Source organism: Leucobacter muris, from assembly GCF_004028235.1.
Lineage (GTDB): Bacteria > Actinomycetota > Actinomycetes > Actinomycetales > Microbacteriaceae > Leucobacter > Leucobacter muris.
The window spans coordinates 2,563,819-2,585,474 of record NZ_CP035037.1; the positions used below are offsets into that span (position 1 = coordinate 2,563,819).

The window sequence follows — 21,656 nt, forward strand, 5'->3', positions numbered from 1 at the left end:
GGCCGGGGTCGGATCGGATCGGATTGGGGGTGGGTGTGGGGTCGCTATGCGTCGAGGCCCAGTTCGGGATCCGGCAGCCCGTACTCGTGCTTCAGCGCCGAGCGGGCCGCGTACCAGCCCGAGAGCCCGTGCACGCCCGGCCCCGGCGCCGTGGACGACGAGCAGAGGTAGATGCCGGCCGCGGGGGTGCGCCACGGTTCCGTCGAGATCACCGGGCGCGAGAGCAGCTGCCAGGGAGTCACGGCCCCCGCGGTGAAGTCGCCGCCGACGTAGTTGCGGTTGTAGCCCGCGAACTCCGCGGCCGTGATCACGCGCACGTCGAGGATCCGGTCGCGGAACCCGGGGGCGAACCGTTCGATCTGGTCGATCACGGGCTGCGCCATGTCGACCGTCGACCCGCTCGGCACGTGCGTGTAGCTCCAGACGGGGGTGAGTTCGAGGTCGCCCTCGCGCACCGGCGCGCGCGCGGGATCGAATGCGGCGGCCTGCGCGAGCAGCACGTACGGGTGCTGCGGGTGCCGGCCCCGCGACACCTCGAGCTCGGTCGCGGCCACCTCGGCCCGGGTGCCGCCGAGGTGCACCGTGGGGGCCTCCGCGACACGGTGATCCCGCCACGGGATCGGCCCGTCGAGCACGAAGTCGACCTTGGCGGCCCCGTCTCCGTACCTGAAGCGGCCGAGCGCTCGCCGGTAGCGGCCGGGCAGTGCCGATCCCGCGATCCGCATCAGGCCGCGAGCCGAGGTGTCGAAGAGCTTGACCCGGAAGCCGCTCAGCTCGCGCACATCGGAGACGGGGTGCCCGGTCTCGATCCGCCCGCCGTGAGCGAGCAGATCGGCCGCGAGCGCGTCGGTGATGGCCCGGGATCCGCCCACCGGCACCGGCCAGCCGCTCGCGTGACCGAGCGCGCCGAGCACCAGACCGACCCCGGCGGATGCGAGGCCGGGCATGCGGCCGATGCTGTGCGCGGCGACCCCGGAGAGCAGCGCCGGCGCAGCCTGCTCGCGGAAGCGGGCGTTCCAGAGCGGTGTGCCCTGCTCGAGGGTGCGCAGGCCGGTGAGGATCGCGGCTGGTAGGTCGCTCGGCCAGCGCAGCATGGAGCCGCCGAGGGCGAAGTCGACGACCCCCTCCAGTCGGCGCAGGAGAGGGCGGTAGAGGCGAGAGTAGGCTGTCCCGTCGCGGCCCAGTTCCGCGGCGGTGCGCTGGAGGTCGCGGTAGGCCACGGCGGCCCGGCCATCGCCGCCGCCGGCTGCACCGTCGAGCGGGTTGGCGTAGGAGGCCTCGGGCACCACGAAGCCCATGCGCCGCTCGAGTTCGAAGGCGCGGAAGAAGCCGGTGGCGAGGGCCATGGGGTGGATCGCCGAGCAGACGTCGTGCAGCACGCCCGGGCGCACGAGGTGCTGGGTGCGGGCGCCGCCGCCGATGGTCTCGGCCGCCTCGTACACGGTGACGGGAACTCCCGCGCGGGCGAGGGTGACCGCCGCGGCGAGGCCGTTGGGCCCTGCCCCGATGACGGCGGCGCCGGCTGAGGTCATGCGCCCAGCGTAGCGTTAGGGACTTACATCAGCCCAGGCAAATAGGCATAGACAGGCCTCGCATGCACGCCTAATACAGCGCCGGGCCCACCGACGCCAGTAGGCGAATAAGCAGAGAAAGACCCCCCATGCACCTGGCAGAGCCCGACTACCCTTGCTTCGTTTCCGACCTGGGGGAGTTCGCCGAGATGCCACCGCATGGGGGGCCTCACTAGTCTAGCCGATGTCGTCGCCTGCTTCGTCCATGCCGTTCGCGGCGGCGCGCTTGCGGCGCTGTGCGACGGCCAGTGCGACGGCGGCTCCGCCGAGCACCACGAGGGCGACGGCCCCGATGATGAGCGGGGTGCTGCTCTCTCCGCCGGTCTGGCGCAGGTTCTTCGCTCCGGCGGATTGCGGGTCGGGTGCGGGCTGGGGCACCGGCTGGGGTGTGGGCACCACGGGAGCGTTCGCGGTGGTGACGGGGAGCACGGCGGCGGTGCCCGCTTTGCCGAGCACGGAGAATGGGGTGAGGCGCACCGTGTAGGCGGTTGCTGGGCTCAGCCCGGTGAAGGCGTGGCTCAGCTGGTCGGCTGCGAGCTGAGACGCTTCGACGGCGTTGGCGGGTACCGGCTCTCCGGTGAAGAGTTCGATCACGTAGCGGTCGGCGTCGATCGCCGCCTGCCATCCGAGGGTGAGCGAGGTGTGGGTGACCGCGGTGGTGGCGAACCCGGCGATCTGGCCGGGTGTCGGCGAGTCGGCGTAGATCCGTTCGAGCAGGGCGTTCGCGTCGACGATGCCCGCGCCGAACACCTCGGCGTCGGAGAAGCCGGGCGCGTAGGGGTTCACGGGCCCGCCCGCGGCGGTGCCGCGCGCCGTCTCGAGTACGAGCTGTCCGAGCGCCGCTCCGCGGAGTCCGGGCGCGTAGGAGAGGCCGAGCGCCGCCACGGCGGCCGCGTTCGGCGCTGCGGCTGAGGTGCCGTAGAAGCGGTATTCGGGAGCTCCGGGCGCGCCTTCGTCCTCGCCGAAGAAGGTGGTCTGGGTGCCGTCGACCGCCGCGACATGGGGAGTGGGCACGATCACGGGTTGCGGCAGGCGCGCCGAGGGGGCTGCCGCATCGGTGCGCACCGGCTCGTAGAGCAGGGTGCCCGGGCCGAGCGAGCTGTAGTCGCGCACCTGCGCGGGGTCGTCCCAGTGCAGCGAGGCGACGCTGATGGCCGAGCCGTCTGCGCCGTGGCCGAACACGGTCTCGCCGACCCAGTCGGTGGCGGCCGCGCCGAGCTCGGCGTTGCCGAGGTGGGCGCGGTCCGCGATGGCGCCGCCGCCGCGGATGAAGGAGAGGAACACGGCGGGCTGGCGCGCGGCGGGGTCGGGGTCGTGCGCGGTGCGCACCATTACCATGCGCACCTCGGTGTTCTCGTCGACCGTCACAGCGCCCATGAAACCGGGGTGCGTGGGGCCGAACTGCCCGACCTGCCCGATGAGCTCGACATCGTCGGTCGCAGCGTCGACCACCTCGTAGAAGCGCAGCACGTAGCCGGTGGTGACGCCGTGCAGCGGCTCGCCGATCGAACCGATGGGCTGGAGCTGGGCTTGCCCGTTGTAGAGGTTGTCCCTGATCTGCAGTGTGTCGTAGGGGGTGTCGGCCGCGGGGTCGGGGTCGAAGTCGAGGCAGTCGACGGTCTGTCCGTCGAGGGGATCGCCGCTGGGGTCGAGCAGCCATGCGGGGCACGCGGTCGGCCGGTAGGCGGTGGTCTGCCAGGACGAGATCGGCTTGCCCGTGCTCGCGCCGCTCGAGCCGATGCCGGTGGAGTTGCCGGCCGAGGTGAAGTACGTGATGCCCTGCGCCTTCACCTCTTCGATCGCGACGGAGATGAAGCCCTGCTGGTAGTAGGTCTCGGACGGCCAGGTGATGTCGTCGACGATGATGTCGGCGCCCGCCTGAGCCAGATTGAAGATGTTCTGGGCCATCCCGATGTCGCTCGAACCGGCGTCGGCGAAGAGCAGCTTCGCCCCGGGGGCGATGCCGTGCACGAGCTGGGCCATGGCGCGGCCCTCGTCCGAACCGGACTGCTGGTCGGAGACGATCTCGACGGGAAGGGTGCGCCCGCAGGGGTTTTCGGGCCCGGGCAGGGCCCCCGACTCCACGTCGTTCTGCCAGGACGTGGGCGCCGTAGTCTTGGCGAAGGAGTCGGAGATGATGCCGATGGTGACGCCGGTGCCGTCAACGCCGAAGCCGCTGCGGGCGTCGTCGGCGTTCAGGGGCGCGTCGGCCTCGATGGGGATCGGCCCACACGGGGCTCCGGCGGGCGTCGCGGCGGCCGGAGCCACAGCGGGCGCGGCACCGGTGAGGGCCGCGATCTCACCGCGCAGGCCGACGACGGCGGTGGAGCGGTCCGTTCCGGTGAAGGGCTTCAGCGCGGGGATCGCACTCGCGACGCCCGGCACCGCCGCGAGCGCTTCGAGGTGCTCGGGCGCGATCTTGACGGTGGCCGCGGCGAACATCTCGAGCACGGTCTCGATCTCGGCGCCGCTCGCTCGGACCGCCGCCAGCTGCGCTTCGTCGGGAGCGGCATCGAACATCACGGAGCCGGTGATGCGCTCGGCGCTGTCGAAGGTGAGGCTGCCTTCGCCGTCGACCGGCAGGGCCGCGGCTTCGGCGATCTCCTCGGGTGTGGCGGCCCCCGATGCGGCGGCCTCGGCGATGCGCCCGGAGAGGGTGCTTGCGGGATCCTGCTCCTCGCCCTCCGCGTGTGCGGCGGGTGCCGCGAACAGTATCAGCAGCGGGATCGCGGCGCACGCTGCGATCCCTCGGCGCATCGATGCGCGCATGGTCTCCCCTTTTCCGCGGATGCCGCTCGGCACCCGACGAGGGAGAGGCTATCGGAATATTTGCACACCGTCCATCACAAAGGGAGGTAATGCCCATCCCACCGGGGCGGAGCTTTCCGGGGAACGCCGAGCGGCGGACCGGGCGGGACACGGCCCCGGATCGGCAACGGTCCGGGAGGGCGACCGTTTCCGGTCGCCCTCCCGGGCCGCACGATCAGCGCTGAGGCCGGGATCAGCCCTCGGGCTGCTCCGGCTGCACCGTGGGAATGGATCCCGTCAGCAGTTCTTCGGCGTGCGCCTCGTCGACCTCGCCGGCGAACTGCGCCTGATAGAGGCGGTAGTACGCCTCGCGCCTCGCCAGCAGCTGCTCGTGGGAGCCCTGCTCGACGATGCTGCCGTTCTCCATCATGAGGATCGTGTCGGCGTCGCGGATGGTCGAGAGGCGGTGCGCGATCACGAACGACGTGCGGTCGGTGCGCAGCGCGCGCATGGCCTGCTGCACGAGCACCTCGGTGCGCGTGTCGACCGAGGAGGTGGCCTCATCGAGGATCAGCAGCGACGGGTTCGCGATGAAGGCGCGGGCGATCGTGAGCAGCTGCCGCTCGCCGGCCGACAGCGACGAGGCGTTCTCGGAGATCACCGTGTCGTAGCCGTCGGGCAGCTGCCGCACGAAGCGGTCGACCATTGTCGCCTTGGCCGCCTCGACGACCTCGTCGTCGGTGGCGTCGAGCCGTCCGTAGCGGATGTTCTCGCGGATCGTGCCGTCGAACAGCCACGCGTCCTGCAGCACCATGCCCACCTGGCCGCGCAGTTCGGCGCGCGAGAGTCGCGTGATGTCGACGCCGTCGAGCAGGATGCGCCCGCTGTTCAGCTCGTAGAACCGCATGATGAGGTTGACGAGGGTGGTCTTGCCGGCGCCGGTCGGGCCCACGATCGCGATCGTGTGCCCGGGCCTGGCCTCGAGCGAGAGACCCTCGATGAGCGGGGTCTCGGGATCGTAGCTGAACGAGACGTCGTCGAACTCGACGTGCCCGTCGGTGCGCTCGGGCAGCCGCTCGGAGGCGGTGTCGGGCTGCTGCTCGTCGGCGTCGAGCAGCTCGAAGGTGCGCTCGGCCGAGGCCACGCCCGACTGCAGCATGTTCGCCATGCTCGCCATCTCGCTGATCGGCTGCGAGAACTCGCGCGAGTACTGGATGAACGCCGTGACGTCGCCCAGGGTCATCTGCCCCGCGGTGACGCGCAGGGCGCCGACGACGGCGATGAGCACGTAGCTGAGGTACTGCACGAACTGCATGGCCGGCATGATGGTGCCGGACAGCGCCTGCGCCTTGTAGGCGGCGTCGAAGAGCCCCTCGTTGCGGCGGTCGAACTCCTCGGCCATCTCGGCGTCGCGGTTGAAGATGCGCACGAGCTCGTGCCCGGTGAACGACTCCTCGATGTGCCCGTTGAGGTCGCCCGTGTGCTTCCACTGCGCGACGAACAGCTTCTGGGCCCGCACGCCGACCACCCCCGCGATGATGCCCGAGAGGGGCAGCGCGATGAGCGCGGTCAGCGCGAGCTGCCACGACACGATGAACATCATCGCGGTGATGCCGATCACCGTGAGCAGCGACTGCACCAGCTGCGAGAACGCCTGCTGCAGCGCCTGTTGGATGTTGTCGACGTCGTTCGTGACCCGCGAGAGCACGTCGCCGCGCTGACGCCCGTCGAAGTAGCTGAGGGGCAGCCGGTTGATCTTGTGCTCGATGTCGCGGCGCAGCTGGTAGACGATGCGCATCACCATGCGGTTGAGGATGTAGCCCTGCAGCCACATGAGGAACGACGCCACGAGGTAGAGCGCCAGCACCGCGAGGATGAGGCGGCTCAGCAGGCCGAAGTCGATGCCCTCGCCGGGCACCACGTTCGCCCCCTCGAGCATGTCGGCGAACTGCGTGTTGCCCTCGTCGCGCGCGCCCTGGATGATCTGCTCGATCGGCACTCCGGCGGGTAGCTGCTTGCCGAGGATGCCGTTGAAGATGACATCCATCGCCTGGCCGAGCACCTTCGGCGCGACCACCGTGAGCACGACCGAGCCCACGACGAGCAGCACCACGAGCGAGAAGAGCCACTTCTCGGGCGCGAGGAGGCCGACGAGCCGCTTCGCCGACGGCCAGAAGTGCTTGGCCTTCTTGACCGGCTGCGAACCCGACCAGTCGTCGGCGTCGGGCTGGTAGTCGTCGGGCAGCTCGAACTCGTCGGCCTGCACCGCGGCCTCGGCCTGCGCGTTCTTCTTCTCAGCCATCAGGCCGCCTCCGCCTCTTCGAGCTGCGATCGCACGATCTCCTGGTACACCTCGCTGGTCTCGAGCAGCTGCTCATGACTGCCGCGCCCCACGATCTCGCCGTCTTCGACGACGAGGATCTGATCCGCGTCGGTGATGGTCGACACCCGCTGCGCCACGATGATCGTCGTGGCGCCCCTCGTGGCGTCGGGCAGAGCCGCCCGCAGCTTCGCATCGGTCGCCACGTCGAGCGCCGAGAACGAGTCGTCGAACAGATACACGCGGGGCTTCGCCACGAGCGCGCGGGCGATCGACAGGCGCTGGCGCTGGCCGCCCGAGACGCTTGTGCCGCCCTGCGAGACGGGCTCTTCGAGCTGCAGCTCTTTGGCGCGCACGAAGTCATCGCCCTGGGCGACGCGGAGCGCCTCCCACAGCTCGTCGTCGCTGGCATCGGACCGGCCGAAGCGCAGATTGGAGGCGATCGTGCCGGAGAACAGGTAGGGTCGCTGCGGCACGAGGCTCAGTGCCTCGGCGAGCTGCGCGCGCGTGAGCGCCGAGATGGGAGCGCCGTCGACCGTGATGGATCCCTGCTGCGGATCGTAGAGGCGCAGCATCAGATTGAGCAGAATCGTCTTGCCCGCGCCGGTGGAGCCGATGATCGCCGTGGTCTGGCCCGACTCGGCGACGAAGCTCACGTTCTTGATGACCGGCTTCTCGGCGCCGGGGAAGCCGAAGGTGACGTGATCGAACTCGACGCGACCCCTGGCGGGCGTCGGCATCGTCTCGGCGGTCGGGAAGGAGAGCGTCGACTCGGTGTCGAGGAGCTCGCGGATGCGCTCGGCGCAGACCACGGCTCGCGGGATCATCATCGTCATGAAGACGCCCATCATCACCGCCATGAGGATCTGCAGCAGGTACTGCAGGAACGCGGTGAGCGAACCGACCTCGACGAGGCCCTGATCGACCCGGTGCCCGCCGAACCACAGCACGGCGGCCGTGGCGCAGTGCAGCACCATCATGATGACGGGGAACATGAGCACGAAGATGTTGCCCACCTTGACCGAGACGTCGGTGATGTTGCGGTTGGCTACCTCGTATCGATCGGCCTCGAAGTTCTCGCGCACGAAGGCGCGCACGACCCTGATGCCCATGATCTGCTCGCGGAGCACGCCGTTGATCGCGTCGACGCGATCCTGCATCGTGCGGAACAGGGGCAGCAGCAGCCACACCAGGAAGCTCACGATGACCGCGAGCACCGCCACCGAGACCCATACGAGCCACGACAGGCCGGCGTCTTGGGACTGTCTGAATAATGGTGTGTGAGGGTCCGGCCTGATCCGAAAGGAGATGGCCGTGGCTGACACGACCACTGTCGTTGTTGACGACGAGATGATTGATCCCGTGACCGGGGAGATCATCGATCAGAAAGAACTCGCAGAACGCTTGCTCGCGCAGGCGAAGGAGCAGGGCGTGAGCCTGACGGGGCCGGGCGGCCTGCTCAGCCAGCTCACGAAGAACGTCCTCGAGACCGCGCTGAATGCCGAGTTGACCGAGCACCTCGGCCACGAGCACGGCGGGACCCCAATCGGCGAGAACATGCGTAACGGGACGCGGGTCAAGACGGTGCTGACAGAGATCGGCCCCGTCGAGATCGAAGTCCCGCGAGATCGAGACGGGTCGTTCGAGCCGGTGATCGTCCCCAAGCGGAAACGCCGACTGGACGGCATCGATCAGATCGTTCTGTCCCTTTCCGCTCGGGGGTTGACGACCGGTGAGATCGCTGCGCATTTCGACGAGGTCTATGGGGCGAAGGTCTCCAAGGACACGATCAGCCGGATCACCGAGAAGGTCGCCGGGGAACTCGCCGAATGGTCGAGCAGGCCGTTGGATGCGCTCTACCCGGTGATCTTCGTCGACGCGATCGTGGTGAAGGTCCGTGACGGGCAGGTGAGGAACACCCCGTTCTATGTCGTGATGGGCGTCACCGTGAACGGGGAACGCGACATCCTCGGCATCTGGGCCGGTGACGGTCAGGAGGGTGCGAGGTTCTGGCTGCAGGTGTTCACCGAGCTGAAGAACCGGGGTGTCGAGGACGTGCTCATCGCGGTCTGCGACGGGCTGAAGGGTCTCCCGGAGGCGATCAACACCACTTGGGAGCAAACGGTCGTCCAGCAGTGCATCGTCCATCTGATCCGCAACAGCTTCCGCTACGCCGGGCGGCAACACCGCGACGCGATCGTCCGTTCCCTCAAACCCGTCTACACGGCCCCGTCGGAGCAGGCGGCGAAGGATCGGTTCGAGGAGTTCGCCGCCGAGTGGGGCGGACGGTATCCGGCGATCGTGCAGCTCTGGAAGAACAGCTGGGCGGAGTTCGTGCCGTTCCTCGAGTATGACGTCGAGATCCGGCGGGTGATCTGCACGACCAACGCGATCGAGTCAATCAACGCTCGCTATCGGCGCGCCGTGAGAGCTCGGGGGCACTTTCCCAACGAGGCCGCCGCGCTGAAATGTCTCTACCTCGTGACGCGGTCGCTTGACCCGACTGGCGGCGGAAGGGCACGCTGGGTGATGAGGTGGAAGCCCGCGCTGAACGCGTTCGCGATCACCTTCGCCGGACGGTTCGAGAAAACCACTCACGAATGAAAACCGCCGGATCCCACACACCGTTTATCGGACAGACCCGGCGTCTTCGCGCAGCGCCATGATGATGCCACCGATCGCCATGATCGGCGCCGAGACCATGAAGTTGAGGGTCATCAGCACGAGCATCTGCACCTGCTGCACGTCGTTGGTGCCGCGTGTGATGAGCGTGCCCGCGCCGAACTTCGTCGCCTCGAGCGTGCTGAGCGAGTCGACCTTGCGATAGACCTCGCGGCGCAGATCGCGGCCCACGCCCATCGAGGTGCGTGCACCGAAGTAGACGGCGGCCGCCGCCGTGAAGAGCTGCCCGAGCGACACGATCAGCATGAAGCCGCCCGTGCGCCAGATGAAGTCGGTATCGCCCTGGGCGATGCCGCGGTCGATGATCTGCGCGTTGAGGCTGGGCAGCCACAGCGCGGCGATGGTGGAGAGCAGCTGCAGCACGAGCACGGCCGCGATGAACGGCCAATACTTCTTCGCGTGCCGAAGCGTGAGGGAGATGAGGGCCACGAGGATCCTTTCGTCGTGTGCCATTCTGATGCGCACCACCGACATTCGCGGTCGCCCGGAGGCGGCGAGAGGATCCGGAGCGCGGCGGAGGGGATCCCGGATCGGATCAGAACAGCCGGGCAACTGTACCAGCTTCGAGCCGCGGGCGCCACCCGGACGCCCGGCACTACCCGGGCACCGGGCGTCCGAAGACGGGAGGGGGCGGGATCACCCGAAGGTGATCCCGCCCCTCCCCCGAACGGCAGCGGGCGCCGCTAGAGCGAGCGGCGGCGCAGTGCCTGCGAGCCGATCGCCGCGCCGCCCAGCACGATCGCCGCGAGCGCCGCGATCCCGGTCCCGAGCACCGCGGTCTCCTCGGCGCCGGTGCGGGCGAGCTTCGCGCCCCCGGCCCCGCCGCCCGATGCGAGCGTGATGGTCTGCCACCCGATGAGCGTCCCGTCCGCGGCGTAGACCGCGAGGCTGTGCACCCCGCTCATGTCGGCCGGCAGCACGACCTCGACCGTGCCGGCCGCGCTCACGAGGTGCGCGCCGAGATGTCGGGGCTCGGAGAAGATGTAGACGTCGACGGTCTGGCCCGCCCACTCGGTGCCGACCTCGATCGTGATCGTGGCGCCCGGAGCGGCGGTCGGCGCGGCGCTGATGAGCCCCTCGGTCTCGGGGGTCAGATCGGACGGATTCGGAGCCGGCACGATCGGGGCCGGCGCGGTGGCGAAGGTGGTCGCGTGCCCGTTGAACGAGACGTTCTTCACGAGCGCCGCCCCCGCTTCGACGGTGAACCCGTGACCGATGATCTCGTAGTCGCCGAGCGCGGCGATGATCGCGTTCAGATCGGTGTAGGTGTTCGCCGGCACGGCGCCGAGGTCGCGCGATGAGGCCCACGGCAAGCCCGAGGTCAGCCGGCCGTCGGCCGGCACCGCGGCGCGCAGCGTGGTGAACTGCTGGCCGATCCGTCCCTCCTGCCGGAAGAAGACGGGGATCTGGGCTTCGAAGCCCCGGGCGCCCGCCTCGGCGGCGCCGTCGATGACGAAGCCCTCGTCGAGGATCTGCGGCAGCGAGTTGCGGGGGCGGGCATCGTCGGCGTAGCCGTTGATCAGCTGCGACTTGCCGGTGACCCGCAGACCGCTGACGTGATCGCCGCTCGGCGCGACGACCGACTCGAAGGTTCCGCGCGCCGCGGCATCCTCGACCTCTTCGTGCCAGCCGGCGTAGGCGTCCTCGCTCAGCTCGGCGCGCACGTAGATGCTGTCGGCGTGCACGAAGCCGGTGTCGGTTCCGCGCGGATCGGCGCTCGCCGGCGGTGCGGCGTAGAAGCGGGTGGTGACGCCGCCCGCGGTGAACGACGAGACGATGAGCTCGCTCGTCGGCCGGTCGACGAAGAAGCCCGCGCCGATCGCCCGCGGATCGCCGTTCGCCTCGAGCGCGGCGATGATCTGCGCGAGCGGGTACTCGTACTCCGCCCTGATCTCGGAGGCGGACCCCTCGGCCGGGATCGTGGCGGACGAGATCCACCGGTTGTCGTCGTGCGCGACGTTCTTGCGCAGCATGGTGAACTTCCAGGCGGCGCCGTCGTGGCCGTAGAACACCGGGATCTGGTAGGTCGTGCGCGACGGGTCCGAGATGGAGAGCGAGAGGCTCGCCGCCAGCTCGGCGATGGAGGCGGGATCCGCGAGCGCCTCGCCCGGCCCGACGAGGTCGTTATAGTTGCCCTTGATCGCGTGCACGACGCTGCCCGCCCCGACCGTGAAGCCGTTCGGGTGCTGCGCGGCTACCCCGTTGCTGCCCGGCTCGGGATCGAAGTGCCACTGATTGTAGAACTGGGACTCGGTCGCTGCATCGGTGGTCGTGACGATCTCCGCCGCCGGCAAGTAGACGTCGCTGCTCGGAACGGCCGTCGCTGCGGCGCCCCCGAGCGCGAGCGCCGAGACGGTGAGTCCGATGGCGGTCACCGCGGACAGTGCGCGCTTCAGTTTCATGTGGTTCAGTCCCCCAGGTCTGCGTTCGAACGAGGGCATCGTCGATACCGCCCGCGGCGCCCCCGCAAGCCATAGTAGACGGGATCCAATTTTCTTCAAGGTCTGAAACCGAATCGAGACCCGGGCACCGCACCCCGACCGGACGCCGGATCCGCTCCCTCCCCCGACACGCAGCAGGGGCGGGATCACCCGAAGGTGATCCCGCCCCTGCGTTGCTTCGCGTTGCGAAGAGCGGCAGTCTCGGAAGACTTAGGCGAGCTTGACGCCCGCGCCGGCCTCCTCGAGCTTGGCCTTGGCCGCCTCGGCGTCCTCCTTCTTCGCGCCCTCGAGCACGTTCTTGGGAGCCTCCTCGACGAGGGCCTTCGCCTCGCCCAGGCCCAGGCCGGTCAGCTCGCGCACGACCTTGATGACCTGGATCTTCTTGTCGCCAGCCGACTCGAGGACGACGTCGAACTCGTCCTTCTCCTCGACGGCCTCGGCAGCGCCACCGGCGGCCGGAGCAGCGGCGACGGCGACCGGGGCGGCAGCCGAAACGTCGAAGGTCTCCTCGAACGCCTTCACGAACTCCGAGAGCTCGATGAGGGTGAGCTCCTTGAACTGCTCGAGCAGCTCTTCAGTCGAAAGCTTAGCCATTGTGTATCTCCTTGATGTTTGCCCTCACGCGGTGCGCGAGAGGCGGGTGTATGTGTATCGAACCGGCGTGCGCCGAATCCTTACGCGTCCTGCTTCTCCTGCAGCGCGCCGAAGCCGCGTGCGGCCTTGGCGGGCAGAGCGTTGAACAGCTGTGCCGCACCGACCAGAGCAGCCTGCATGGCGCCGGCGGCCTTGGCCAGCAGCACCTCGCGGCTCTCGAGATCGGCAAGCTTGCCTACCTCAGCGGCGGTCAGGGCGTTGCCATCGAAGTAGCCCGCCTTCACCACCAAAAGAGGGTTTGCCTTGGCGAAGTCACGCAGAGCCTTGGCGACCGAGACGGTGTCACCGTGCACGAAGGCGAGCGCCGAAGGACCGGCGAGCTCGTCATCGAAAGCGGTGATCCCGGCGTTGTTGGCCGCAATCTTGGTCAGCGTGTTCTTCGCCACAGCGTACGTCGCGTGCTCGCGGATGCTGTTGCGGAGATTCCGCAACTCGGCAACCGTGAGACCGCGGTACTCAGTCAGCAGAACGGCGGTCGACTCTTCAAACTTCTGCTGAAGATCGGCAACCGTAGCGTCCTTCGTAGCCATGGCGCTCCCTAGCTTGTCGTACCCGTGCGGCGGCTGCCGCTCGGGGGCCGTGCCGCTCGGATGCTCCCCTGAAACGGGAAAAGCTCCGGCGCGCACGCACGGAGCTTCTGTGAAGAACGGGATCCGATCCCACTCTCAAGGAGTTCGTACCTGCGCAGGTCTTCGCTCTCGCGAACGTTCCGGGATCCTCACGGACCCTACCGACGGTCTTTGGCCGTCGGTAACTCTATCACACGAACCGACGATCGGCGATTCGGGGCGCGGGACCGGAACCAGGGCGAACACCCGGGCGATCCTCGGCTCCCGCACCCCGATCCCCGAGAGATCAGTTCGCCGGCTTCAGCATGTAGCCCGCACCCCGCACCGTGTGCACCATCGGGTCGCGACCCGCATCCACCTTCTTGCGCAGATAGGAGATGTAGAGCTCGACCACCGTCGACTTGCCGTTGAAGTCGTAGGCCCACACGCGGTCGAGGATCTGCGCCTTCGACAGCACGCGGTTCGGGTTGCGCATCAGGTAGCGCAGCAGCTCGAACTCGGTGTTCGTGACCGTGATCGGCTCGCCTGCGCGCTCCACCTCATAGCTGTCCTCGTTGAGGGTGAGATCGCCCACGCGCAGCACCGGATCGGGTTCCTGCGCAAGCGCCACCTGAGAACGGCGCACCAGACCGCGCAGGCGGGCGATGAGCTCCTCGAGGCTGAACGGCTTCACCACGTAGTCGTCTCCGCCTGCGGTGAGTCCGTTCACGCGATCCTCGACCGAGTCGAGCGCCGTGAGGAACAGCACCGGGAACATGCGCCCGTCCGAGCGCACCCGGGACAGCAGTTGCATCCCGTCGAAGTCGGGCAGCAGAATGTCGAACACAGCGACATCGGGCTCGAAGGAGCGGATCTTCTGGAGCGCTTCCTCGCCGTTCACGGCGGTCTCGACATCCCACCCCTCGTACCGCAGCGCCATTGCGACGAGCTGCGTGATCGATTCCTCGTCATCGACGACGAGAGCGCGCACTTTCCCACCATCGGCGCGCTTCAATGCCTGAGATTCCATGTTCTGAGTGCCCTTCTCATCTGGCACGAATCGCGCTGAGAAGAAGTCAACGCCGAAGCGCACCAGATCGATATTTCCCCCCGAGACCCGAATTCATGTGTGCACTCGGGGAACTTGTCTTCACGAGCCTAGTGCTTTCCTTTCCCCACTTGCACCCAACAGCTGATGAGCATCCAGCTCTCTCGCTGTATTGTCAGCGAACTTTCCGATTCGCAGCAGGTAATCCGGCCTGTTCAGGGCTTTTGCGCGACAGTAGGGGGTTTTCAGGGCTCTCGGGCGAGCCTGGATCGTCGTCTCGGGCGAGACATGGAAGACTGGTGCGGTGACCGATCTGCTCCCCGCCTACCTGCACCGGATGGTGACCGACGGCACGGATCGCATGGCCTGGATGCGCGCTCGCGCTCGCGGCATCACCGCGACCGATGTGGCGAAGCTGACCAGCCGGCGCTCGATCGAGGCCGCCGCCCACGAGAAGCTGCACGGCAGCCGCTTCACCGGCAACGCCTACACGGCGCACGGCAAGGCGCGCGAACCCGAGATCGCCGCGTGGGTGCTACGGGAGCACGAGATCTCGCCGAGCCAGGCCCTCTTCCACGCCGAGACCGATCTGCGGCACCTCGCCACCCCGGACGGGCTCGCCCATCGGGACCGCGGCGCCGTCGAGCTCGCCGAGATCAAGACCACCAACAAGGAGTGGCGCTCGATCCCCCGCAACTATCTGCGTCAGGTCTGGTGGCAGCAGTACGTGCTCGGCGCCGAGCGCACACTCGTGGTGTGGGAGCGGCACGAGAACTTCGTGCCCGTCGGCGATCCGGAGTGCCGCTGGGTGGATCGCGACGAGAGCGAGATCGAGCGGCTCGTGAATCTCGCCGGCCAACTGATCGACGTGCTCATCACCCGCACGACCTGAGATCGCGGACGCCCCGCGGTCGCCTCGCGAACCGCTGATCCCCGAGAGGCCGGGCCGCGCAGCTCATCGACGGGCGCGGCTCACCAGAACGAGACCGGCCCGGCCTGATCCTGCGGGATCGCGGCCGCGGGGGCCGCCGCAGCGCCCGGCAGGTTCGCGAGCCGCTGCTCGACCCGCGCCGAGTGCTCGTAGTTGCGCTCCATCAGCTCTTGCAGGGCGTCGGCGACTCGCTCGCCGCCCGGCACGTCCACGAGCGTGAGGCTCTCGGCCCCGTGCAGCAGCTCGATGTCGCCCGCGCCCCACACGCGCTGGCCCAGCCCGCGGCGCGAGCGCACCTCGCGCACCCGACCGAGCGACACCTCGCTGCGCTGCCGCGAGAAGAGGCCCTGACGCCGGATCACGCGCCGCGTGGTCACCGTGGTGCGGTGGGCGAGCCAGGAGAAGACGGGCAGCACCCCGAGCAGCAGGGCGAGCAGGATCCCGCCCGCGGCGGCCGCGAGGTTCATCCACGCGGCGGGGAGCGCACCCACCCAGAAGCCGGCGGCGCCGGCGATCGCGAGCAGCGCGAGCACCGGCCACACGAGACGCCGCCCGTGCCGCCGGAACCGCAGCACCACGACCTCCGGCTGCGAGTAGCTCGCCGGAGCGGGGCCGAGCACCGACTCGACCTCCGCCGTCATCGATCGTGGGCTGCGGGAGGGCATACCCCTATTCTGCCGGGTTCTGCTGAGGCGCGGCGCCGAGGCCGTCGAGGCCGTTCACCGCGGTGCCCCCCGCGCGCTGCGCGGCGCCGCCCGCGGCTTCGGCGACGGAGCCCGCGGCGTCGGCGGCCTCCGACGCGGTGCGGGATGCCGTAGCCGCGAGATCCTGAGCCGCGTCGGCCAGGCGCTCGGCAGTGCGGGGGTCGCTGCCCGAGCCGCGACCGGAGACGGCCTCCTCCCGCTGCGCGGGATCCGACTCGGCCCGGTCGGCCTGCGGCTTCGCCTGGGAGGCGCGCCCGGCGGCGGCGCCCGCGGCGCCGCCCGCGACCACGCCGTTGAGCATGCCGACGAGATCGATGCCCACGGTCTCGCGCGCCATCTCGAGCATGCCCTTGATGTTGCCCATGGCGTCGCCGGTCACCTTCGACGAGCCGTCGGCCGAGACCACGGTCATGTTGTCGATCGCGCCGATCGCCTGCGCGTACTCGCCGGCGATCTCGGGCAGCAGGTGGATGAGCTCCTGCGCGAGCACCGCCTGCGACTGCGTCTCGAGCGCGCGGGCGCGGGCGTCGATGGCCGCGGCCTCGGCCGTGCCCTTCGCCTCGAGCGCCGCGGCCTCGGCGCGACCTTCCGCCTCGAGCGCCTCGGACGCCGCGATACGGGCGGCCCGGTTCGCGAGACCCTCGCGCTCGATCGCCTTGGCGCGGCCCTCCGCCGCGGACACCGAGGCGGTGGCCTCGGCCTTCGCGAGCGCCTCGACCCGGTAGGCCTCGGCCTCGGCGACGGCGCGCACGTCGGCGTTCAGCTTCTCGGTGCGCAGCGCCACCTCCTTCTGCGCGGTGATCTGCTGCTGCTCGACGATGGCCTGCTGCTGGATGGCCTGCTCGAGGGGCTCGGCCGCCGAGGCCTGCGCCGTCGCCTTGTCGGTCTCGGCCTGGATCTCGGCCTGGCGCAGCTTCAGCTCGCGATTGCGGTCGAGCAGCACCTTCTCGGCCGAGATCTTCGCCTCCTGCGAGGCCTGGTAGGCGTTGGTCTCGGCGATGTCGGCCGCCTGGCGCACCTTCGCCGCCTCGGGACGACCGATGTTCGCGATGTAGTCGGCGGCGTCGCGGATCTCCTGGATCTGCAGGGTGTCGACCACGAGGCCCTGCTTGGTGAGCGCTTCCTCGGCGGCCTCGAGCACGCTCTGGGCCACAACCGCGCGGTCGCGAATGATCTGCAGCACCGTCAGCCCGCCGATGATCGAGCGCAGCGAGCCCGACAGCACCTCCTGCGTCGACTCGTCGATCTCGTCGGAGTTCGAGAGGAATCGCTGGGCGGCGGCGCGGATCATCTCCTGCGTGCCGCCCACCTTCACGACGGCGACGGCCTGCGCCTGGATGGTGATGCCGTCGGTGGTCTGCGCCTCAGTGGTGATGGAGAGGCGGCGCGAGCGCAGCGAGATGGTGAACGACTTCTGCACGAACGGCACGACGAACACGCCGCCGCCCGTGACGACCTTCTGCCCCGACAGGTCGCGCGACTTGTGCCCTGCGGCGTCGACGACCTCCTTGCCCTTGCCTCCGGTGACGATGATCGCCTCATCCGGTTTGGCGATGCGGTACCGCTTGATGATGACGAGTGCCACCAGTACCAGCGCGATGACCGCGCCGAAGATACCGATGATCGCCGGGCTTGCGAGCAACATTCATTCTCCGTTCATTGAGGGGGGTCTGCTGCGGGATCGGGGCCGGACGGGCCGGGCGCCTGCTCCGGAGCGGCGGGCGGCACGAGCGGCTCGACGCGCACCGATGTGGAGGTGACGGTCTGGGTGACGCGCACCGCCGCCCCGCGCGGGATCGCGGTGTCGGCAGATGCGGCCAGCGAGATGCGCTCGCCGTGGCGCGTGATCGCGACCTCGCCGAGCCCGCCCTCGGGGATCGCGAGCACGACCGCGCCCTCGGATCCCACCAGGTCGACGCCGCTCACGGCTGTGCTCGACTCGGCTCCGCGGATCATGCGCGACAGCCACCAGGCGGCCGCGCCTCCGACCACGCCCGCCAGGGAGCCGACGATCGCGGCCATCGGCGTCGCCATGCCGGCGCCCACGCTCGCGAACGAGGTGAAGCCGAAGATCGCGGTGAACGCGGCGATGGTGGTGAGGCTGAGGGGGCCGTCGCCGAAGTCGAAGGCGTCGAAGATGCCGTCGAGCAGCAGGGACACGAGCAGCAGCACGCCGCCGACGATGCCGATGATGAAGAAGATGCCGCCCGTGACCAACGAGCCGTCGAGCAGTCGCTCGAACCAGTTCATGATGCCGTCCATCGAGGGCCTCCTCTCATGCGGTCCGGTACTGGCAGCGTATCAAGGCGCCCGGCGGGGCGTCACGGACGGGTGTCGCGCGGCGCCGTGCAACCGCGGCACCGCGCCGATCAGTTCGCGACCGTACGCGGTGCGGGGGGGCGGTGAAGAAGGCGGATCCGCCGCTCTCGACGGCCTCGCCCCCGCGCATCACCAGCACCGCCTCGCACAGCTCGTGCACGACGGCGAGGTCGTGCGAGACGAGCACGAGCGTCACCCCGGGCTCGCGCCGCAGCTCCTGCAGCAGCGCGACCACACTCGCCTGCACCGACACGTCGAGCGCGCTCGTCGGCTCGTCGGCGACGATCACCCGCGGCTGCACCGCGAGCGCGCGGGCGAGCGCGACCCGCTGGCGCTGACCGCCGGAGAGCTCGTGCGGGTACGCATGCGCGAGCGCGGGATCGAGGCGCACCGACTCGAGCAGTTCGGCGATGCGGGCGCGGCGCGGCGCGGCGCGGCGGACGAGCCCGTGCACGCGCAGCAGCTCCTCCAGCGTCTGCGCCACGGTCATGCGCGGGTCGAGGGACGAGTATGGGTCCTGCGGCACGAGCTGCACCGCCCGCAGCTCCGCGCGGCTCCGCCGAGGCGGCTGGGGGCGGCCGTCGAGCAGGATCTCGCCCTCGGTCAGCGGCAGCTGCCCGACGATGGCGCGGGCGAGCGTCGTCTTGCCCGACCCCGACTCCCCCACGATGCCGAGCGCGCCGCCTCGCGCGACCGCCAGCGAGACGCCGTCGACGGCGACCGACCGACCGTACCTCACCTGCGCGCCGCGCACCTCGAGCGCGGGCTGCGACCGCTGCCCGTCTTCGCGCCCCGCGGGTTCCGCCTCCAGGGGCTCGGCCGCATCCGCGGGATCGGGGGCGGGATCGGGCAGCGTCGGCACGGCCTCGAGCAGGCTGCGGGTATAGGGGTCGCGGGGGCTTCGCACCACCTGCTGCGTCGCACCCGTCTCGACGGCGCGCCCGCCGCGCATCACGACGATCCGCTCGCACATCGAGGCGACGACGGCGAGGTCGTGGCTCACGAACACGAGCGTGATGCCGCGGGTGCGGCGCAGCTCGTCGAGCAGATCGAGCACCCGGCGCTGCACGGTCACGTCGAGTGCGGTGGTGGGCTCGTCGCAGAGCAGCACCGCCGGGTCTCCGGCGAGGGCCATGGCGATCACCACCCGCTGCCGCTGACCGCCCGAGAGCTGATGCGGGTAGGCGCGCGCGATGCGCTGCGGGTCGGGCAGGCGCACCTGCTCGAGCAGTTCGAGCACGCGCCTGCGTGCCGCCCCGCGGGGCCCGCCGTCCGAGGCCTCGACCGCCTCGCGCAGTTGCACGCCGACGCGCGTCAGGGGGTCGAGGGCCGTGAGCGGGTCCTGGAAGACCATGCGCACCGGCCCGCCGGCGGCGGCCGCGCCCTCCGCGACGCGCGTGCCGGCGGGCAGCATGCCGAGCAGGGCGCGGAGGGTGAGGCTCTTGCCCGATCCCGACTCGCCGACGATGCCGAGCGCCTCGCCGGGCCGCACCTCGAACGAGACGCCGTCGACGAGCGCGGGCCTGCGGCCCCCCGAGTCGCGCGCGCCGTGCCCGACCGCCTCCACCCGGAGGCCGCGCACGCGCACCTCGCCCGGCTCGAGCCGTCCCGCACCGTGCGGGGCCGACGGCCCCGACCTTCGAAGACGGGTCGCGAGCCGCTGCCCGCCGAGCGGGAGACCGCCGCGCCCGTCGCCCCGCTCGCCGCGGCGGGCGACGCCCTCGTCGCCGATGCGCAGCGCGTCGCCGACCCCGTCGCCGAGCAGCGAGAGGGCCACCCCCGTCAGCACGACCGCGAGGCCGGGCAGCGCCGACAACCACCAGTGGGTGGTGATGAAGGCCTGCCCGTCGGAGATCATGGTGCCCCAGTCGGGCGTGGGCGGTTGGATGCCGAGGCCGAGGTAGCCGAGGGTGACGATCGCCACCATGATGAGCACGATCTCGGTGGCGAGCAGCACGATCGCCTGCGGCAGCACGTTCGGCAGCAGGTGCCGCAGCAGCACGCGCGCGTGAGACAGCCCGCCGCCGCGCGCCGCCTGCACCCAGCCCGCCTCGCGCAGCGACGCGGTCATCGCGCGCAGCACCCGGGCGTATCCCACCCACCCCACCAGAGCGAAGGCGACGATGATGCCGCCCTCGCCGGCGCCCACCGCGAAGACGATCGCGATGACGATCACGTAGAAGGGGAAGGCGATCACGGTGTCGATGACGCGGGAGCCGACCCAGTCGACCGCGCCGCCGAAGTAGCCGGTGACGAGGCCGACCGTCACCCCGATCGCGAACGGCGCGAGCGCGGCGAGCACCGCCACGCGCAGGTCGGTCTGCGCGGCGAAGAGCATGCGCGAGAGCACGTCGCGGCCCAGCTGGTCGGTGCCGAACCAGTGCTCGGGCGAGGGCGGCAGTAGACCTCCGGTGAGGTTCTGCGCGTTCGGAGGGTACGGCGCCAGCGCGGGGGCGAGCAGCGCGGCGAGCAGGATCAGCGCGAACAGCGTCGCCCCCGCCACGAATGCGGGTGACCGTCGCAGGCGGCGCAGGGCGTTCATCGCGCGGCCCCCTCGGCGGCCGACCGCGTCGCCTCGGGCTGCTCGCCCACGCGCAGGCGCGGATCGAGCAGCGCCGCGAGCACCCCCGCCAACGTGGTGACCAGCACCACCAGCACGGCGCAGGTGAGTGCCACGCCCTGCACCACCGGGAAGTCGCGGCTGCCGATCGACTGGAACAGCAGCGTGCCGAGCCCGTCGATGCCGAACACCTTCTCGACCACCAGGGTGCCGCCGATGAGGTACGCCGTGTTGACGCTCAGCAGCGTGAGCGTGGGCAGCGCCGCCCCGCGCACCACGTGCCGCCAGAGGATGCGGCGCTCGGGCACGCGCGCCGCGCGCAGCGTCGTCACGAAGTCGGCGCCCAGCACCTCGAGCAGCTGGGCTCGCAGCGAGCGGATGAGCGGCGGGGCCATGCCGAGGGCGACGGCGAGCGCGGGCAGGAAGAGGCTGCGCAGCGGCTCGCCGGGGCCGGATCCGACGCCGCCCACCGGGAACCACCGCAGCTGCACCCCGAACACGATGATGAGCAGCAGGCCGATCCAGAAGAGGGGCATGCCCATGCCGACGGCGGGCAGCACGCGCACCGCGTGGTCCACCCAGCTGTCGCGGCGCAGCGCGGCCGCGAGCGCGAGCGGCACCGCGATGAGCACCGCGAGCGCGACGGCGAGCACCACGATGCCGAGGCTCACCGGCGCCTTGGCGAGGATCAGGTCGCGCGTCGGAACCCCGGTGACGAGCGAGTCGCCGGTGTCGAAGCGGGTGGCCACCTGCACCGCGAAGTCGGTGAACTGCCGCCACAGCGGCTGATCGAGCCCGAGCTGCGCGCGCAGCTGCGCGACCGACTCGGGGGTGGCCCGCTCGCCGAGGATCATGGCCGCGGGATCGCCCGGCACCATGCGCAGCAGGAAGAAGACCGCGACCACCACCCCGAGCACGACCGGCACGATGCGAGCGGCGATCCTGCCCGCCGCTCGCAGCACCCGTCGCGCCCGCTGGTTCTTCACGGTCTCACCCTACTTGCGACCTCCGACATCGACTCGGCCTGCCGACGCGGCCCGCCCGCGGGCTCCGCCCCGCAGCGGCGCGCCCGAAGACCGCAGCGGAGCCGCGATGCCCCGCCTCGCACGAGACGGGGCCTCGCGGCTCGC

At 70.3% G+C, this 21,656-nt stretch carries 14 protein-coding genes, 1 other RNA gene and 2 pseudogenes; 2 read left to right on the plus strand and 15 right to left on the minus strand.

Translation table 11 applies throughout. The annotated features are described in order from the left end of the window. Positions 1-44 precede the first annotated feature (44 nt). The 5 genes and pseudogenes from Leucomu_RS11960 to Leucomu_RS11980 form a co-directional block, all read right to left on the minus strand. Positions 45-1,532 carry a phytoene desaturase family protein gene (locus tag Leucomu_RS11960; RefSeq protein WP_128387362.1) on the minus strand — a complete coding sequence of 496 codons (1,488 nt, stop codon included), beginning with the start codon at positions 1,530-1,532 and terminating at the stop codon, positions 45-47. A gap of 114 nt (positions 1,533-1,646) precedes the next feature. After that, an RNA gene (ffs, locus tag Leucomu_RS11965) (signal recognition particle sRNA small type) lies at positions 1,647-1,743 on the minus strand. 5 nt (positions 1,744-1,748) lie between these two features. Further along, complete coding sequence (locus Leucomu_RS11970; RefSeq protein WP_128387363.1) at positions 1,749-4,340, minus strand: S8 family serine peptidase; 2,592 nt, start codon at positions 4,338-4,340, stop codon at positions 1,749-1,751. 232 nt (positions 4,341-4,572) lie between these two features. Continuing rightward, positions 4,573-6,621, minus strand: a complete 2,049-nt coding sequence (locus Leucomu_RS11975) for an ABC transporter ATP-binding protein (protein WP_128387364.1) — start codon at positions 6,619-6,621, stop codon at positions 4,573-4,575. Further along, positions 6,621-7,898 (minus strand): annotated as a pseudogene (locus Leucomu_RS11980) (ABC transporter ATP-binding protein); the annotation flags it as partial. The gene Leucomu_RS11975 and the pseudogene Leucomu_RS11980, both read right to left, overlap by 1 nt. A gap of 91 nt (positions 7,899-7,989) precedes the next feature. Here Leucomu_RS11980 and Leucomu_RS11985 point away from each other — a divergent pair. Further along, entirely contained in the window at positions 7,990-9,243 is a 1,254-nt protein-coding gene (locus Leucomu_RS11985; RefSeq protein WP_228407350.1) for an IS256 family transposase, read from the plus strand. Between the two features lie 36 nt (positions 9,244-9,279). Here the strand turns inward: Leucomu_RS11985 and Leucomu_RS11990 are convergent. The 5 genes and pseudogenes from Leucomu_RS11990 to Leucomu_RS12010 all read right to left on the minus strand — a co-directional run. Continuing rightward, positions 9,280-9,774, minus strand: a pseudogene (locus tag Leucomu_RS11990) (ABC transporter transmembrane domain-containing protein); the annotation flags it as partial. A 230-nt stretch (positions 9,775-10,004) separates the two neighbouring features. Beyond that, on the minus strand, positions 10,005-11,723 hold the full coding sequence (locus Leucomu_RS11995; RefSeq protein WP_128387365.1) for a hypothetical protein: 1,719 nt from the start codon (positions 11,721-11,723) through the stop codon (positions 10,005-10,007). Between the two features lie 249 nt (positions 11,724-11,972). Continuing rightward, positions 11,973-12,356: a 50S ribosomal protein L7/L12 gene (gene rplL / locus Leucomu_RS12000; protein ID WP_017883632.1), complete on the minus strand. Its 384-nt coding sequence runs from the start codon at positions 12,354-12,356 to the stop codon at positions 11,973-11,975. An 80-nt stretch (positions 12,357-12,436) separates the two neighbouring features. Next, positions 12,437-12,946: a 50S ribosomal protein L10 gene (gene rplJ, locus Leucomu_RS12005; protein ID WP_017883633.1), complete on the minus strand. Its 510-nt coding sequence runs from the start codon at positions 12,944-12,946 to the stop codon at positions 12,437-12,439. 325 nt (positions 12,947-13,271) lie between these two features. Beyond that, the gene (locus Leucomu_RS12010; RefSeq protein WP_031289882.1) at positions 13,272-13,994 is read right to left on the minus strand and encodes a response regulator transcription factor; all 723 of its coding nucleotides are present in this window, start codon (positions 13,992-13,994) and stop codon (positions 13,272-13,274) included. 355 nt (positions 13,995-14,349) lie between these two features. On the opposite strand from Leucomu_RS12010, the gene Leucomu_RS12015 reads away from it, so the two are divergent. Beyond that, positions 14,350-14,904: a YqaJ viral recombinase family protein gene (locus Leucomu_RS12015; protein WP_228407382.1), complete on the plus strand. Its 555-nt coding sequence runs from the start codon at positions 14,350-14,352 to the stop codon at positions 14,902-14,904. A gap of 80 nt (positions 14,905-14,984) precedes the next feature. On the opposite strand, the gene Leucomu_RS12020 is transcribed toward Leucomu_RS12015, so the two are convergent. Genes Leucomu_RS12020 through Leucomu_RS12040 form a run of 5 tightly spaced genes read right to left on the minus strand, consistent with a single transcriptional unit; the run spans position 14,985 to position 21,512 of the window. After that, positions 14,985-15,608 (minus strand): PH domain-containing protein, encoded by a 624-nt coding sequence (locus tag Leucomu_RS12020; RefSeq protein WP_228407093.1) that lies wholly within the window; start codon positions 15,606-15,608, stop codon positions 14,985-14,987. 4 nt (positions 15,609-15,612) lie between these two features. Beyond that, complete coding sequence (locus Leucomu_RS12025) at positions 15,613-17,292, minus strand: SPFH domain-containing protein (RefSeq protein WP_128387367.1); 1,680 nt, start codon at positions 17,290-17,292, stop codon at positions 15,613-15,615. An 11-nt stretch (positions 17,293-17,303) separates the two neighbouring features. After that, on the minus strand, positions 17,304-17,909 hold the full coding sequence (locus Leucomu_RS12030; RefSeq protein WP_128387368.1) for an NfeD family protein: 606 nt from the start codon (positions 17,907-17,909) through the stop codon (positions 17,304-17,306). A gap of 13 nt (positions 17,910-17,922) precedes the next feature. Beyond that, positions 17,923-20,508, minus strand: coding sequence for an ABC transporter ATP-binding protein/permease (locus tag Leucomu_RS12035; RefSeq protein ID WP_228407094.1), 2,586 nt, complete (start codon positions 20,506-20,508; stop codon positions 17,923-17,925). Then, positions 20,505-21,512, minus strand: a complete 1,008-nt coding sequence (locus Leucomu_RS12040; protein ID WP_017883640.1) for an ABC transporter permease — start codon at positions 21,510-21,512, stop codon at positions 20,505-20,507. The genes Leucomu_RS12035 and Leucomu_RS12040 overlap by 4 nt, the downstream gene beginning before the upstream one ends. Positions 21,513-21,656 lie beyond the last annotated feature (144 nt).